Raw genomic sequence first — 16,298 nt, 5'->3', positions numbered from 1 at the left:
ATTAGACGTCTTGTAAGCTGATGCGACGATAAACGTCTGGCGTTGCACTCGGCGCCTCATCAGCGACTTTCACTGCGGCTCGCACCGCATTCGCCGCTTGTTGCCATTGCTCTTCAGTCTGAGCATGGAGCATGGCGAGCGGGGTGTGCTCATCCACTTGTTGCCCCAGACGAATCATTTCGTTCAACCCAACGGCATAATCAATTTTATCGCTGGCAACCCGACGGCCGCCACCTATTTCTATAATAGCCATGCCCAATGCCCGTGTATCCATGGCACTGGCAATGCCTGATTGCTCAGCATAGACAGGCTTAATCACGGATGCAGTCGCGAGGTATTGATCTGGCGACTCAACAAAATCTGCCGGGCCACCTAGTCCTGCGATCATCTTGGCAAAACACTCGGCAGCACGACCGCTATCCAGTGCCTGATCCAGTTTTTGTTTTGCTTGATTCACATCGGTTGCCAATCCACTGACCACCAACATGTCGGCGCATAGCGCCATAGTCACATTGTACAAACGTGGGTTACGGTAACGACCGGTCAAAAAGTCGACGGCTTCTTTGACTTCTAATGCGTTGCCGGCCGACGATGCTAATACTTGGTTCATGTCCGTCAACAACGCACTGGTTTTAGTGCCGGCACCGTTTGCCACACCTACAATCGATTTGGCCAATGCCTCTGAGTCTTCATACGTCGGCATGAACGCACCCGATCCAACCTTGACGTCCATCACCAAAGCATCCAGGCCTGCGGCCAGCTTTTTCGACAGAATCGACGCGGTGATCAGAGATATGTTGTCGACCGTGGCCGTTACATCGCGGGTGGCATACACACGTTTATCCGCAGGCGCTAATGAGCCGGTTTGCCCAATGATCGCCACACCGGCATCGCGGGTCACATCACCAAACACTTGGTTGCTTGGCATGATGTTATAACCGGGAATGGATTCCAGTTTGTCCAGCGTGCCGCCAGTGTGGCCCAAACCGCGACCTGAGATCATCGGCACATATCCCCCACAGGCAGCAACCATGGGCCCCAGCATCAGTGAGGTGACATCGCCCACCCCACCGGTTGAATGCTTATCAACCACAGGGCCATCAAATTGCATGTGAGACCAATCTAAGGTCATGCCAGAGTCACGCATCGCACAGGTTAATGCCACTCGCTCATCCATGGTCATGTCATTAAAGTAAATCGCCATCGCAAACGCGGCAATTTGCCCTTCTGAGACCGACTCATCGGCGACACCTTGAATAAACGCGTAGATTTCTTGTTTGCTCAACGCCAGGTTGTCACGTTTTTTACGAATAATCTCTTGAGGTAAGATCATGCTTCCTCCTTACCGGCAAATGGGCAAGGCCTACCTTGCCCTGGGTATCGATTGACAATCGACAGTTAATAACCGCCTTCAGCTGCTTTTTCACCTTCGCCCAAGGTGTGCAGCAGGTTTGCCAGTAAGCTAGAAGCACCAAAACGGTAGTGACGGCTATCAGCCCATTGTTCACCAAGAATACGGTCAGCCATTGCCAAGTATTGCTGTGCGTCTTCAGCGGTACGTACACCGCCCGCAGGTTTAAAGCCAACAGTCTCAGCCACGCCTTTATCGTTAATCACGTTGAGCATGATCTCCGCCGCTTCTGGGGTGGCATTCACCGCCACTTTCCCCGTGGAGGTTTTGATAAAGTCAGCGCCTGCATCAATGGCAATCTCAGAGGCGCGTTTGATCAGTGCTTCACTTTTCAGTTCACCGGTTTCAATGATCACTTTAAGCAATACATCACTGCCACACGCGGCTTTACATTGTTTGACCAGCTCAGCACCTACTTGTTCATCACCTGCAATCAGCGCGCGATACGGGAACACCACATCAACCTCATCGGCGCCGTAAGCGACGGCTGCCTTCGTTTCTGCCACCGCAATATCAATATCATCATTACCGTGAGGGAAGTTCGTCACGGTGGCGATACGCACCTCTGGCGTGCCTTGTTCGCGCAGTGTTTTCTTGGCGATAGGGATAAAGCGCGGATAGATGCAAATCGCTGCAGTATTACCAACGGCAGTTTTCGCGTTCTGACACAGGCTGATCACCTTTTCATCGGTATCATCATCGTTCAGTGTCGTCAGATCCATCAGTTTTAGTGCGCGTAGGGCCGCGGTTTGTAATTCGTTCATGGGTTATCTCCAGTCCTCATTCTTTTGCCAAACAGGTATAGGGTTGGCCACTGTATTAACAACCGGTTCTGTTTTCCGGTCATTGCTCAGCGGACTTGGCTCCATGAAGTTTGAGGCTGGACATCGCGCCGCCTTCAACCAACCATCCTTGTTGCCGCGTGCAAACACCTATGTGCTTGCGGTTCCGCCGTTGGACGTTTCCGATTGGGGCTAGCCACACCTTGTTGCTAACCATGAGAGGAAAATAAGGATTGTGGCGCCAGCAAACTTTGACGGCGTTCACTTATTTTACCAACGCCGTTTCAGCAAAACTAGATTTTACCGTTTATGTTGAAAAATACACTGTTGCGCGGTGGAACCAATCTTTCTAACTGAAAAAACGCGCCACAATCCACTGATAGCCGACGCCGCCCAAATACACCCCGACGATGCCCATCACACCGGATAAAACAGGCGGTGCGGGTATGGGGAGTTTTATCGCGCTAAACAGTACGCCAACCAAAAAACCAGCCACCAAGGCGAGAAGGACTTCCTGCATATCGTTACCTTTTTTGTTCGCTCGTATCTACCTCTGAGTATACACCCCTAGAGGATGTGGGCTGAGCGTATCACGCCAATGGCTGCAATAAAAAAACGCCACACAGGCAGCCTGTGTGGCGTTTTGCTTAACATGATGTGCTATCGCGATAAGACGATTAGCCCGCCAAGGTTAAGGTAACAAATAGACCCGCAATGGTCGCTGCCATCAAGTTAGACAAGGTACCGGCGATCACCGCTTTCACACCGAAGCGTGCAATTTCTGGACGACGGTTTGGCGCGAGACCACCCAAGCCACCTAGCAAGATAGCCACAGACGACAAGTTAGCGAAACCACACAGAGCAAAGGAGATAATCGCTTTGGTTTTCTCTGTCATTTCCATACCTGTTGCTGCAACAACTTGCGCACCTTCACCAAGGTATTGCGTGAAGTTCAGGTAAGCCACGAATTCGTTAACCACGATCTTCTGACCGATGAAAGAGCCTGCGACCACCGCTTCTTCCCATGGCACACCGATAAGGAATGCAAACGGGGCGAACAGGTAACCCAAGATCAGCTCCAGCGTGATGTCTGGATAACCGAACCAGCCACCGATACCGCCTAGCATGCCGTTAATCAGGGCAATCAAACCAATGAAGGCAAGTAGCATAGCACCAACGTTAAGCGCCAGTTGCATACCTGATGAAGCGCCGCCTGCGGCTGCATCAATCACGTTCGCTGGCTTCTCTGCGCCTTCAGCGGTCGCGTCAGCCATCTGCTCGACCGGCTCGTCGGTTTCAGGTTTGATGATTTTCGCAAACAGTAGACCACCAGGTGCGGCCATGAATGATGCCGCAATCAAGTACTCAAGCGGAACACCCATAGAGGCATAACCGGCCAGTACGCCACCAGCAACCGAGGCCAGACCACCACACATGACTGCGAACAGCTCTGACTGTGTCATGCGAGGTACGAATGGACGAATCACCAATGGCGCTTCGGTTTGTCCGACAAAGATGTTAGCGGTTGCTGACATAGACTCGGCACGTGAGGTACCCAGTGCTTTTTGTAGACCACCACCGAGCACGTTGATCACAACCTGCATAATACCCAGGTAGTAAAGCACGCTGATCAGTGATGAGAAGAAGACAATAACTGGCAGAACTTTCAGTGCGAAGACGAAACCGCCACCGCCGAACAATTCAAACATTTTGTCAGAAACCAGCCCACCAAAGATGAAGCTGATCCCTTCGTCACCGTATGCGATGACGTTAGCAACGTATTGTGATGCGCCGTACAGAATGTCGCGTCCGACATCGACATACAGTACGAAAGCACCGAAAAAGAGTTGGATAGCAAATGCGCCACCCACGGTACGGAGGTTAATGGCTTTGCGGTTATCGGAAAGAAGAACAGCTATCCCTAGCAGTACAACCATCCCGATCACGCTCATCAGCAGGCTCATAGTATTGGCATCCTCAAAGTAAAAAGTTGGCGTCTCGACAAAGTGGAATTTGGTTTCCGGGAGAGATTATACGCATCGCAGTCACATTAAAGTAATATTCCAATCACAGTTCGCTGTAAAACTATTTTGTAATGCATCAATAAGTATGACTTTGATCTAGTTTTGTGAGCTTATGCAACCGCAAACGTTTGTCTTTTGCCCGTTCCCGCTCAATCAAAGCCAAACAATCTTTCAGCGTTGTCTGATGTTTCAGCCACCAGATGATCTCTGTCACAGCTTTTTAACGCTGCCACCACATCAGCAACCCGTGATACCTGAGAGGGTGTGTTCGGTTTTCCTTGAAATCCTGCCAAAGGCATGTCGGGGGCATCGGTTTCAAGGACGAGGTGCTCCAAAGGTAGCTGTGCAATGGCGCGGCGAGTTTTTTGCGCGCGAGAATAGGTGACGGTCCCGCCAACCCCGAGCATCAAACCCGCATCAATAAACTGTTTACCCTGCTGTTCACTGCCACTGAACGCATGTAACACCCCGCGTACGCCTGGGTAGGCTTTAACGGTGCGTAATAATTGGTTATGCGCTTTGCGGCTATGCAGAATAATGGGGAGATCATAGTGGCGTGCGAGCCAAAGCTGCCCCTCCAATAGCGCTTGCTGGCGCTGCTGAGCGGCATCCTGGTTCGCGACAAAAAAGTCGAGCCCGGCTTCTCCGACAGCGACACAGCGCGCAGGACGCGCGGCCAGTGCCTGATCAAGTTTATCTAGGCTGGTGTCAGTGTGAACATCGAGAAAACATGGGTGCAGCCCTAGCCCCGCGTAAACGCCTTGTAAGCGTTCAGTCAACGACAGCACTGCTGACCAGTTACTCTCGCTAACACCGGGGACCACCATCCGCATCACACCGCTTTCGCGTGCCGCCTGCCAGTATCGCTCCGGGGCGTCTCGAAACGGAGAAAAGTCAAAATGGCAATGGGTATCAATCATGCTGAGACGTTTGTGTGGGGGGTGTATTTTCTGAACGCTTGATAGGCACACAGCTTCGGCGGTTATCCTCGCCAAGCCCCATTCGCTGACACCAGGCATCGTAACGTGCCACCCAACGTTTAATACGCGCAATCATCATTATTGGCATCCTTGCTTTGTAAACCTTATGCCATTAAAAAGCCGTCTGGTTACAGACGGCAGTATAGCATGGGGGCGAACTTGGAGAGCGTTATCTTTCCCTGGTGCGTGTTTTTCGCCACACGGGGGGACTCAGTCTTCGCCCTCTACCGATTAGTGTTCGCGGGTCGCTCTGAGATCAATATCCGGGAAGCGCTCTTGCGTAAGGTTCAGGTTAACCATGGTCGGCGCAATGTACGTCAAGTTGTCGCCACCATCCAAAGCCAAGTTCGCTTGGTTTTTACGCTGGAATTCGTCCAGCTTCTTCTCATCCTTGCACTCCACCCAACGCGCGGTGGCCACATTAATCGGCTCATACAAGGCATCCACGTTGTATTCAGCTTTCAAGCGAGCTACCACCATATCGAACTGGAGGACACCAACCGCTCCGACAATTAAGTCGTTCGATTGCAACGGACGGAACACCTGTACCGCACCTTCCTCAGACAGCTGAATCAAACCTTTAAGCAGCTGCTTTTGACGCAATGGATCTTTGAGGCGGATCCGACGGAAAAGCTCTGGGGCAAAATTCGGGATCCCCGCAAATTTCAGATCTTCTCCTTGCGTAAAGGTATCACCAATTTGAATGGTGCCATGGTTGTGCAAGCCAATAATGTCGCCAGCAAACGCATCTTCAGCCCGTGACCGATCCCCTGCCATAAAGGTCACCGCATCGGAAATATTCACTTGCTTACCTAAACGTACATGGCGCAGTTTCATTCCTTGCTGATACTTGCCGGAAACAATGCGCATAAACGCGATCCGGTCACGGTGACGTGGGTCCATATTGGCTTGAATTTTAAACACAAATCCCGAGAACTTCTCCTCGTCAGCCTTGACCTCACGGTCATGGGTCGGGCGCGCCATGGGCTTGGGTGCCCACTCAGTCAAGCCATCCAGCATATGATCCACACCGAAGTTACCCAGTGCGGTACCGAAGAAAACAGGCGTGAGTTCACCGCTTAAAAACAGCTCATGGTCGAACGCATGAGACGCGCCCATCACCAGTTCCAGCTCATCACGCAAATCTTGCGCAATGTCTGCACCGATCGCATCATCCAATTCAGGATTATCCAAGCCTTTGATGATACGTGCTTCCTGGATGGTATGGCCTTGGCCAGATTGATATAGAATGCTTTCGTCACGATGAATGTGATACACACCTTGGAAACCTTTCCCGCAACCAATCGGCCAAGATACCGGCGCACACGCAATATTGAGCTCACTTTCTACTTCATCAAGCAGCTCCATTGGGTCGCGGATATCACGGTCAAGTTTGTTCATGAAGGTGATGATCGGAGTATCACGTAAACGGGTGACTTCCATCAGCTTACGGGTACGATCCTCGACACCTTTCGCCGCATCAATCACCATTAAACACGAATCGACAGCAGTCAGTGTCCGGTACGTATCTTCCGAAAAGTCTTCGTGCCCTGGGGTATCAAGCAGGTTCACTAAGCAGTCGTTGTAAGGAAACTGCATCACCGAGGTGGTGACAGAGATACCACGCTCTTTTTCCATGTCCATCCAATCAGACTTCGCATGTTGGTTAGAGCCACGCCCTTTCACGGTGCCTGCCGTTTGAATGGCACGTCCGAATAACAGCACCTTCTCGGTGATGGTGGTTTTACCCGCATCTGGGTGCGAGATAATCGCAAACGTGCGGCGTTTATCAACTTCCTGTTGCAGCAGTGTATTTGACATAGCAGGTTATCTTCTTGTTGGCTTCAGGCGGCAATCAGGCGCCAGCTGAGGAGGTCATTCACAAAGGTGGCGTATTTTCGCTGATCTTGTAGTCAGCTTCAATTCACAAATCTGACTTCGCCGTGTTATCTGCATCCTTTAGGGTCAATATTGCTTGCCAAACACATCACAAATGTTGCCATTTGACCGCCTCGTGGTGTCGTTATCGGCCAAGCACGTGTATAATTAGCGCCACTTTCAGCTGTAACACAGTCAACAACGTCGACCATAAGGTCGCGACTATTGACAGCATACCGCCCACGAAGGCCAAACACCCGCGCAGCGTGCTGTCATTAGTCGCGATGGTGAGCAGCTGAAAGCCAACACTTAGTGAGATAAACCAACGGGTTTATCCCTTAGCAACAAGGAAATAATCTGTGAATCCAATCGTAAAAACATTCCAATACGGCAATCATACAGTGACATTGGAAACAGGCGTGATGGCACGTCAGGCCAATGGTGCTGTCATGGTCAGCATGGACGATACCTCGGTATTCGTTTCTGTCGTCGGTAAAAAAGAAGCGGCTGAAGGCCAAAGCTTCTTCCCATTGACGGTCAACTACCAAGAGCGTACCTACGCCGCGGGTAAAATCCCAGGTGGTTTTTTCAAGCGCGAAGGCCGCCCTTCTGAGTCAGAAACACTGACCGCACGCCTGATTGACCGCCCTATCCGTCCGCTATTCCCGGACTCGTTCAAAAACGAAGTACAGGTCATCGCAACCGTCGTATCTGTTAACCCAGCGGTTAGCCCTGATATCGTTGCCATGCTGGGTACCTCGGCAGCATTGGCCATCTCAGGCATCCCATTCAACGGCCCTATCGGCTCTGCACGCGTCGGCTACATCAATGATGAACTCGTGCTTAACCCAAGCCCAGCAGAGCTAGACGAGAGTAAACTTGACCTCGTTGTGGCCGGGACTGAAGGTGCGGTGCTGATGGTAGAGTCTGAAGCTGACCGCCTAAGCGAAGAGCAAATGCTGCAAGCGGTGATGTTTGGTCATGAGCAACAGCAAACCGCGATCAACGCAATCAAAGAATTTGCCGCCGAAGTGGGAACACCTACTTGGGATTGGCAAGCGCCGGAAGTTAACGCTGCGCTACAAACCCGTGTGGCTGAAATGGCACAAGGTCCACTGGCTCAGGCATACCAAATCACTGAAAAAATGGCCCGTTACGAGCAAATTGGTCAGGTTAAGCAGGAAGTGGTGGCTGCACTAGTCGGCGAAGACGAGACCTTGGATGAGCGTGAAATCCTAGGCATGCTTGGCGACCTGGAAAAGAAAGTCGTGCGTAGCCGTATCATTGCGGGTGAACCCCGTATTGATGGCCGTGAAAAAGACATGGTTCGTGCCCTCGACGTACGTACGGGCGTATTACCACGTACTCACGGCAGCGCCTTGTTTACCCGTGGTGAAACACAAGCATTGGTCACCGCCACACTCGGTACTCAGCGTGACGCGCAAACCATCGACTCGATCATGGGTGAGCGCCAAGAAGGCTTCATGCTGCACTACAACTTCCCTCCTTACTGTGTCGGTGAAACCGGTTTTGTTGGCTCACCAAAGCGCCGCGAAATCGGCCATGGTCGCCTAGCGAAGCGCGGTATTGCAGCGGTTCTACCAAGCCAAGATGAATTCCCATACACACTGCGTGTGGTATCTGAGATCACAGAATCCAACGGCTCTTCCTCAATGGCTTCTGTCTGCGGCACCTCCTTGGCGCTGATGGATGCCGGTGTACCGGTGAAAAAATCAGTGGCCGGTATCGCCATGGGTCTGGTGAAAGAAGACAACGATTTCGTTGTGCTTTCTGACATCTTGGGTGATGAAGATCACTTAGGTGACATGGACTTTAAAGTGGCCGGGACGGATGACGGTGTCACTGCGTTGCAGATGGACATCAAAATCGAAGGGATCACTAAAGAGATCATGCAAATCGCATTGAACCAAGCTAAAGGCGCACGTTTACACATCCTGGATGTGATGGACCAAGCCATCGGCTCGGCACGCGACGATATCTCTGAGTTCGCGCCTCGTATCCACACCATGAGCATCAACCCAGATAAGATCCGCGATGTCATTGGTAAAGGTGGCGCCGTGATCCGTCAGCTTACCGAAGAAACTGGCACCACCATTGAAATCGACGACAACGGCACAGTGAAAATTGCGGCCACTGACGGTGAAGCCGCCAAAGATGCCATTTCACGCATCGAAGCACTCACTGCAGAAGTCGAAGTGGGCCGTATCTATACCGGTAAGGTTCAGCGTATCGTTGACTTCGGTGCCTTCGTCTCAGTGATTGGCGGCAAAGATGGTCTGGTTCACATTTCTCAAATCGCTGATCAACGCGTTGAGAAGGTGTCTGATTATCTCGAAATCGGCCAAGAAGTGGACGTGAAAGTGCTGGAAGTTGACCGTCAAGGTCGTATCCGCTTGAGCATGAAAGAAGCGGCGGCAGAAAAAGCTCCCGCTGCTGACGCTGCGCCAGCAGAAGAAGCACCAAGCACTGACGCTTAGAGTCATATCGTCATTCATGGTATAAAGGGGGCTGAGGCTCCCTTTTTTTTACACGGAGATGCGCCTTCATGACCTTTTTTATTCAGCCACGGGCGGTGTTTTACAAGCCTCTGGCGATACTGGCGCTGTTACTATTAACAGGCTGCACCAGCCAGTGGACATTTCCTCCTATGGCCGTCCCTTTACAGCCTACCCTGCAGCAGGAAGTGCACCTAGCACGGATTGATCAGCTGCTTGCGCGCAATGATTTGAGTGACGACGCACGCGCCCAATTGCATTATGAGCGTGGACTGATGCACGACAGCTTGGGGATGCGCGATTTGGCACGATTGGACTTTAACCAGTCTCTCTCACTAAAGCCGGATCAACCTGATGTGTTCAATATTCTTGGGGTCTATTTTACTCAGAACGGCCACTATGATGCTGCCTACGAGGCCTTTGACTCGACGTTAGAGCTGGATAATAGCCACAGCTATGCCGCGCGTAATCGTGGGATCGCCTTGTACTACGGCGGTCGCTATCGCCTGGCCCATCAAGACTTACTCCATCACTACCAAGAAGATCGCGACGATCCTTATCGCCTCATTTGGCTTTATTTAGTGGAACGCGATTGGAAGGGGGAAACCAAGGCGCAACAAGCGCTGGCAACGCGAAAAGCGAATGCAGAAGCTTCGGGTTGGGGTTGGCAGCTTGTCGATATGTACCTCGGTAAGCTCAGTGAGCGTGAGCTGCTGGAGCAACTTGCCTCGCAAGGTGAAGACAATGAACTGCTAGCAGAACGTTTATGTGAAGCTTACTTTTACCTTGCTAAACGCTATCAATTCCAGGGCGACAACGATCGCGCCGTGGCGTTGTATAAGCTTGCCATGTCGGGCAACGTGTATGAGTTTGTCGAACACCGCTATGCGTTACTTGAGCTCAACCGACTCGCCTACCGCCGACCATAGCGCGTCACTCGATAGTGCCTCAAGCATAAAAATAGAGCAGGCTCACTGCTCTATTTTTGATCATGAGTAATACCAACAGGTATCCGGTTAGCTTGTCTGCGCACTGGGCGCCAAGGCCTGTGGTGGTTGCTTGTGGGGCTTACTTTTCAGCAATAGCTTTTCAAACTCATGCTTAGGCATGGGCGAGTGAAAATAATACCCTTGAATCGTGTCACAGTGCAGGTTAGTGAGCACTGACGCCTGCTGACGGGTTTCGACCCCCTCTGCCACCACGGTCATTTCCATGGCTCGGCCGAGATGAATAATGCTTTCCACCAGCGTCACCTGTTTACTCAAGGCATCCATATCGTGAATAAACGCACGATCAATCTTAAGCTCATCAAGCGGAAAACGGGCAAGGTAAGACAAGGATGAGTAGCCGGTGCCAAAGTCGTCAATCGAGAGGGCAAAGCCCAGTGATTTTATCGCATTGAGCATATTCAGCGCATGCTCATCGTTTTTCATCACCGCGCTTTCCGTTAACTCAAAAGTAATATCTTCTGGTTTCGCCCCCGTGGCTTTAATCAGCTTTTCCATGTGCTCGGTCAGCTTGGGGCTGCTAAATTGCTCTGGCGATAAGTTAATCGCTACCCGTCCCGGCAATATGCCTTGTTGACGCCAGCGACGCACGTTTTGGAAGACCTCGCGCATCACATGACGGCCGAGCGCTTCAATCAGTCCGCAGCGCTCTGCGACCGGAATAAAACGCCCAGGACTGATATAGCCCTCAACTGGGTGTTTCCAACGCACTAAGGCTTCAGCACCGTTGATACGATAATCACTGGCACTGACTTTAGGTTGATACCACACTTCCAGGCCGTTATTTTGTAAGGCCTTTTGTAGCTCGATTTCCAACCACAGGCGCATCCGTGCCTCTTTACTCATGCTGTCATGATAGGCGACCACACGGTTTCGACCTTGCTCTTTAGCCTCATACATCGCGGTATCCGCATTTTGCAGCAGCTGGCGGGCGTCTTTACCATCGTCGGGATAACGCACCATCCCCACTGAACACGCCAAGTACTTACTAAAATAATGCAATTCAAAAGGCTCACTAATGGCCCCGACCACTTTGTCAGCCAACTGATCAGGCGCATCTTCCGTTGCAGGCTTAGGAAGCAACACCGCAAACTCGTCACCGCCTAAGTGGCCAATGATAGTATCTGCCGAGAGCAAGGCGCGTAAGCGCTGAGCAATATCCTGAAGCACACGATCGCCGACATGGTGTCCGAGAGAATCATTGATATTTTTAAAATTATCGACATCAAGGTACAACATGGCCAATGGCGTTTGTGCCTTTATCAGCCTATCCAGCTCTCGACTGAACCCGTAGCGGTTATAAAGACCTGTTAATGCATCCGTATAAGCGGATTGTTGCTCACCGACTTTGCTGACATCCTCTTTTTCAGTGGGTTTTAGGCGCTTAACCGACGAGTCAGTGATTGTCGGCTGTAGGCGCAGCATATGCGCTTTTTTGCCCAAAAGGTGGATCGGTGATTGGCACACGGTCAGCGGCACGCTGTTTTTTGCACTCACCACCGACACACCTTGCCCATGGGGCGCACGCAATAGGCTGTCAATAGTGGTGGTCGTTGCCTCTGCCACCACAAGATAGTCTGATAAAGGTTCACCCATCAGCGCGTCGATACTACCGACGCCCAGTAGCCCAGCCGCCGCAGGGTTCGCTGATAATATACAGCCATCTTCAACCACGCAGCAGCCGTCATCGATAAGTTGACTAAGATGGTGGTATTTTTCCTCCGCCTCTTCGAGCGCACTGGCTAATACTTGGCGTTCGGATGTATCTGCGGCATGAAAGATCACGCAGGGCTTACCACTTTCATCAGCGACATTTGGTAATGGTGCAACACTGAAGTGAAAGCTAGCACTATGATAGTTGTCAGTAAGAAGCACCTCTCCCTCGGCGCATTCACCCCGTCTGGCTTTGTCATAATGCGGTTTGACCGACTGATAAAACGCCTCGCCTAGGGTATCGATATCGGATAACCCCTTTAACGACGGCAAGGCCAAGCCAGACAGCTCGCTGTAGCGTTGGTTGGCGTAAAGATAGCAATCATTGCTGTCGAGAATGGCAAAAAGAAACGGACTGTTATCGGTTAAGCAGTAGAACCAATCATTTAACGACGATATTGGCATGAAAAGCTCACATCTGGGAATCACTCTCGACCATCTCATTGGCGAGACAAGCGTCTCATATATTAGACACTTTTAACTTTGTTGTCAGTAGCACTTTATGAGGCACGCGTCATGGGTTCAAGCTTTTATCACTATATACCGCATATTTTACTGTAAAAATAGATAAAGGACTCAAAATCAGCAAACAGGGGAGACTGTGTCGCCATATTGCACAATTTGCTGAATATTTATGCATTTAGCTGCGTAAGCATCAAACACAAACGACAGTCACCTCTTGCACGGGATCGGGAATCCGTTATTCTGGCTACACCATTTAATAACCACTACCTCTGTGATGATGATTCGTACAGAAGCGCCCGCCGACCTGGTTCGACTAGACGGTTGGTGGCGAGAGACGCTAATGCGCCCCATGCAAGCCGATCAGCTCCAACAGCTGCGCGAAACGGGGCAGATCTCGCTTTCTCTCCTTGCAACTGATGATATGGGAGAGATATTAGGGCACATTGCCATCACCGACGCTCAAACCGCCAATAACACCCAAGAAATTACGTTATGGCATAGCCCAGATGCAGACTTGGTGATGCCACTGTTAGACGAGGCTGAGTCTACTTTGTTTGAACTGGGCTATAGCCTGTTAAAAATTGCGCCCAGTGACGTTGCCGAAAAGGCAGAATTTGCCCCCTTAGACCCGGATGATACTTGGTGGTATAAACAACTCGCCGCCGCGACTTCAACGTAAGAGTCACCAAACCATGTTAACGGATATCCAACGTTTACAAGCCATGGATCTCGATGTGTGGCAATTGCGACACCCAGAAATCTACGGCCGAGAGCAAGAAGTGATTCAATTGCCTGACCACTGCCAATTATTGTTGGTCTGCGATCACGTACTCACTGATCAAGACGCATGGCTATTTGGCAATATTCTCAAAAGTATCAAACTAAGCGCTGATCAAGCTCGTCAACTCCCCCATGCCGCCTTGGCTGCGTTGGGTGATCATCATCTTAGCTGGTGTTGGTATATTGACTCGCCCGAGATCATTGTCGATGGCGTCAAGAGCTTGTATTCACTTCCTTTAGCGCAGATGCACGATAACCCGATGGCTAAGCGCGATCTTTGGCGTCAGATTTGTCAGTATGAGTGATTACCAGATTACCCCACTCGATCATGACGATATTGAGAGGATCAGCGCTATCGAGCAGCGCGCCCACCTCTTTCCATGGTCTGCGTCACAATTGGCGGTTTCGCCTCGCCAGTTTGACTATCACTACGTGCTGCGCTTGGCCACTACGCCCTCAACCATCATCGGTTATTTTTATGCACGCTGTATCGCGGGTGAGGGCGAAGTGTTGAATATCGCTATCGATCCTGATTATCAGGGGCAAGGATGGGGATGGGTACTTTTAAACGGGATGATAACGACACTACGTCATGTTGGGGCGGACAGTATTTGGCTAGAAGTACGAGAGAGTAACATACCTGCCAAAGCACTTTATCAAAAGCATGGTTTCCGAGTGGTTCACCGCCGGCAACAGTATTACCGCTGTGCCGACGGTCACCGTGAAGATGCTTGGATAATGAAAAAGCGACTGACTTAGTCGCGACGCTCGTGACCACCGTGCGCGTGGTCACTATCAAGCCGAATGGGAGGGAGGATATATCCCTGGTACCCTTGGCAGCCCAACTGATGAAAATACTGATGCTGCTCTGACTGCTCGATTCCCGTGGCAATCACCTTTATTTCCCGAGACGCGGCAATATTCACCAACATACGAATAAACACATCGTCAACATCACTCGACGGCTGGCCAAAACCAATATCGAGCTTCACGTAGTCAGGCTCGATATTTTTAATGTATTCGACGTTATCCATATCACGCCCAAAGTGGTCCACGCCGACCTCAAAGCCTTGATCACGAATAAGTTGAAACAACGCCTGGCAAGCTTCTAGGTCTTGATGCACTGCCCTTTCTGCCACCTCAAATGTCAATTTATTGGCCAAGTAGGTTTTCAACAAAAAGTTTTGCAGCCAATCATGGAAGGCTTGGCTTTTAACACTTTCTAACGTCAGGTTGACCGCTAACTTATCCGTAACAGGGTTGGCTTTTACGTATTCATCGACCCGAGCCAACACATGCCTATCAAACTCTTCACCCAGTGCGTACATCGAGATACGGTTCAACAATTGCCCCGCGGCCAGCCAACTCTCATCAACCCAAAGATGCGCATACACCTCTTGGTGCCAGTTATGTTGATTATCGCGATGGCGAACCGGCTGGGCATAAAGCGCGAGTGGATTTTTATTCAGCGCATCAAGTAATATCTGCCGCCATTGCTCTCGAGTACGACTGTCAGCTTGTTCATCAGAGGGCCAGAAATAGACGTCACCTTGGCGCTTAGCCTGTTGTAAGGCATTATCCGCTTTGGCCATCAGGCTGGCCGTATCATCCGTACGGGTTTGCGCCAAACCAAGATGAAACCCTTGGTTAACAGGCAAAGCAATATGCTCCAGCTCTTGGTTTATGGCGCGCAATAGTTGCCTCAAGTAGCGACGCACTATGCTCTCTTCATCAATCGTCAGCAGTATCGCGATCTCGTTATGACTTAGACGCGCCACTAATTGATGGCTTTGTGCCAGCTCCCCTTGTGTTAACGCTTCTCCCAGCAAGCGCCAACACTGATCACGATATTGGTAACCATAACGTGCGCGCAGTCGCGATAACCAAGAAACTTCGATGAGCACAAGCGTACAACCCACGCCGTCTTTTATGTAACTTTGTAACTGATGCTGGAAGTAGCCTCGGTTAGGTAATCTTGAGACAGGGTCAACCATCAATTTATCGCGCAAGCGTGCCAATTCTTCTTGCTGCGATTGCTGGACTTTGGCAACTTGCTGACCGGCAAGGTTAAACGCACTTTGTAAGGCCACCAAATCATTAACACGCGTCCTAGCCCGCGCGGGATGAAAATCACCATGACCTAATGCTTTCAACCGTTTTCGTAGCTCACCCAGCGGTGCAGTCACGCTAAGGAACATGACCGACGCCCCTAAGCTTATCAGTACACTCACTGCCATTAACCCTAGGACCAGCTGTAAAAGCCGACTCCACAGGGTCTCAATGTTTCGCTGTGGCCCTATCGCTATGGTCAATTGCGCTAACTGAGTCCAACCATTAGTCACTGAGACTGAGCGAGTACGGGTTGTGAGCCCCGTCAGTTGGGTAAACCATCCCGGTGCGTCTAGGCTCGGTGAGTCAGACTCCCACACTTGACGGTCTCCCGAGAGCATAGGTTTGACAATAATCTTCTCCACCTGAGGCATCGTGATAAAGTGAGAAACCAGTTTATTGAGCCTTTGCGTATCACCCTGTTCAAGCACCACAGGTAACGCCTCTGCGAGTGACTGGCTTAACAAACGTGAGTGTTGCTGCTGCTCTCGCTCTATCTGTTCAACACCAAAATGAAAGACCACTGCCGTGGTCACCAAAAGGATGACCACGGCAGCGGTGATGACAAACGAGAGCACACGTTGATGGAGCGTCATTCCACGCCTCTTTTCATGTTTAGGTTATCTCGCTGAA

14 protein-coding genes are annotated in these 16,298 nt (G+C 50.9%); 5 read left to right on the top strand and 9 right to left on the bottom strand.

Annotated features, from left to right (window positions below; genetic code table 11):
* Position 1 precedes the first annotated feature (1 nt).
* The 7 genes from deoA to prfC form a co-directional block, all read right to left on the bottom strand.
* Positions 2-1,333 carry a thymidine phosphorylase gene (gene deoA, locus WN56_RS11530; protein ID WP_046075140.1) on the bottom strand — a complete coding sequence of 444 codons (1,332 nt, stop codon included), beginning with the start codon at positions 1,331-1,333 and terminating at the stop codon, positions 2-4.
* Positions 1,334-1,398: 65 nt separating this feature from the next.
* On the bottom strand, positions 1,399-2,175 hold the full coding sequence (gene deoC / locus WN56_RS11525) for a deoxyribose-phosphate aldolase (protein ID WP_046075139.1): 777 nt from the start codon (positions 2,173-2,175) through the stop codon (positions 1,399-1,401).
* A 367-nt stretch (positions 2,176-2,542) separates the two neighbouring features.
* The gene (locus WN56_RS11520) at positions 2,543-2,713 is read right to left on the bottom strand and encodes a XapX domain-containing protein (RefSeq protein WP_046075138.1); all 171 of its coding nucleotides are present in this window, start codon (positions 2,711-2,713) and stop codon (positions 2,543-2,545) included.
* A 157-nt stretch (positions 2,714-2,870) separates the two neighbouring features.
* Entirely contained in the window at positions 2,871-4,157 is a 1,287-nt protein-coding gene (locus WN56_RS11515; protein ID WP_046075137.1) for a NupC/NupG family nucleoside CNT transporter, read from the bottom strand.
* Between the two features lie 209 nt (positions 4,158-4,366).
* Entirely contained in the window at positions 4,367-5,137 is a 771-nt protein-coding gene (locus WN56_RS11510; RefSeq protein WP_046075136.1) for a TatD family hydrolase, read from the bottom strand.
* Positions 5,130-5,276, bottom strand: a complete 147-nt coding sequence (locus tag WN56_RS16975; protein WP_158010268.1) for a hypothetical protein — start codon at positions 5,274-5,276, stop codon at positions 5,130-5,132. Before WN56_RS16975 ends, WN56_RS11510 begins: the two co-directional genes overlap by 8 nt.
* Before the next feature lie 152 nt (positions 5,277-5,428).
* On the bottom strand, positions 5,429-7,018 hold the full coding sequence (gene prfC / locus WN56_RS11505; protein ID WP_046075135.1) for a peptide chain release factor 3: 1,590 nt from the start codon (positions 7,016-7,018) through the stop codon (positions 5,429-5,431).
* A 416-nt stretch (positions 7,019-7,434) separates the two neighbouring features.
* Between prfC and pnp the strand changes: the two genes are divergently transcribed.
* Positions 7,435-9,573: a polyribonucleotide nucleotidyltransferase gene (pnp, locus tag WN56_RS11500; RefSeq protein WP_046075134.1), complete on the top strand. Its 2,139-nt coding sequence runs from the start codon at positions 7,435-7,437 to the stop codon at positions 9,571-9,573.
* Positions 9,574-9,641: 68 nt separating this feature from the next.
* Positions 9,642-10,520 carry a lipoprotein NlpI gene (nlpI, locus tag WN56_RS11495; RefSeq protein WP_046075133.1) on the top strand — a complete coding sequence of 293 codons (879 nt, stop codon included), beginning with the start codon at positions 9,642-9,644 and terminating at the stop codon, positions 10,518-10,520.
* 87 nt (positions 10,521-10,607) lie between these two features.
* Here the strand turns inward: nlpI and WN56_RS11490 are convergent, their stop codons facing one another.
* Positions 10,608-12,716, bottom strand: a complete 2,109-nt coding sequence (locus WN56_RS11490; protein ID WP_046075132.1) for a bifunctional diguanylate cyclase/phosphodiesterase — start codon at positions 12,714-12,716, stop codon at positions 10,608-10,610.
* Between the two features lie 334 nt (positions 12,717-13,050).
* Here WN56_RS11490 and WN56_RS11485 point away from each other — a divergent pair, with 334 nt between their 5' ends.
* Genes WN56_RS11485 through rimI form a run of 3 tightly spaced genes read left to right on the top strand, consistent with a single transcriptional unit; the run spans position 13,051 to position 14,315 of the window.
* On the top strand, positions 13,051-13,455 hold the full coding sequence (locus tag WN56_RS11485) for a GNAT family N-acetyltransferase (RefSeq protein ID WP_131825923.1): 405 nt from the start codon (positions 13,051-13,053) through the stop codon (positions 13,453-13,455).
* Positions 13,456-13,468: 13 nt separating this feature from the next.
* Positions 13,469-13,861, top strand: a complete 393-nt coding sequence (locus WN56_RS11480; RefSeq protein WP_046075130.1) for a DNA polymerase III subunit psi — start codon at positions 13,469-13,471, stop codon at positions 13,859-13,861.
* Positions 13,854-14,315 carry a ribosomal protein S18-alanine N-acetyltransferase gene (gene rimI, locus WN56_RS11475; protein WP_046075129.1) on the top strand — a complete coding sequence of 154 codons (462 nt, stop codon included), beginning with the start codon at positions 13,854-13,856 and terminating at the stop codon, positions 14,313-14,315. Before WN56_RS11480 ends, rimI begins: the two co-directional genes overlap by 8 nt.
* On the opposite strand, the gene WN56_RS11470 is transcribed toward rimI, so the two are convergent.
* The gene (locus WN56_RS11470; protein ID WP_046075128.1) at positions 14,312-16,261 is read right to left on the bottom strand and encodes an EAL domain-containing protein; all 1,950 of its coding nucleotides are present in this window, start codon (positions 16,259-16,261) and stop codon (positions 14,312-14,314) included. The two genes, rimI and WN56_RS11470, sit on opposite strands and share 4 nt — an antisense overlap.
* Between the last annotated feature and the right edge of the window lie 37 nt (positions 16,262-16,298).

Source organism: Salinivibrio sp. KP-1 (assembly GCF_000968645.1).
Lineage (GTDB): Bacteria > Pseudomonadota > Gammaproteobacteria > Enterobacterales > Vibrionaceae > Salinivibrio > Salinivibrio siamensis.
Note: the sequence above shows the minus strand (reverse complement) of the source record. Positions and strands in the feature narration are given on the sequence as shown.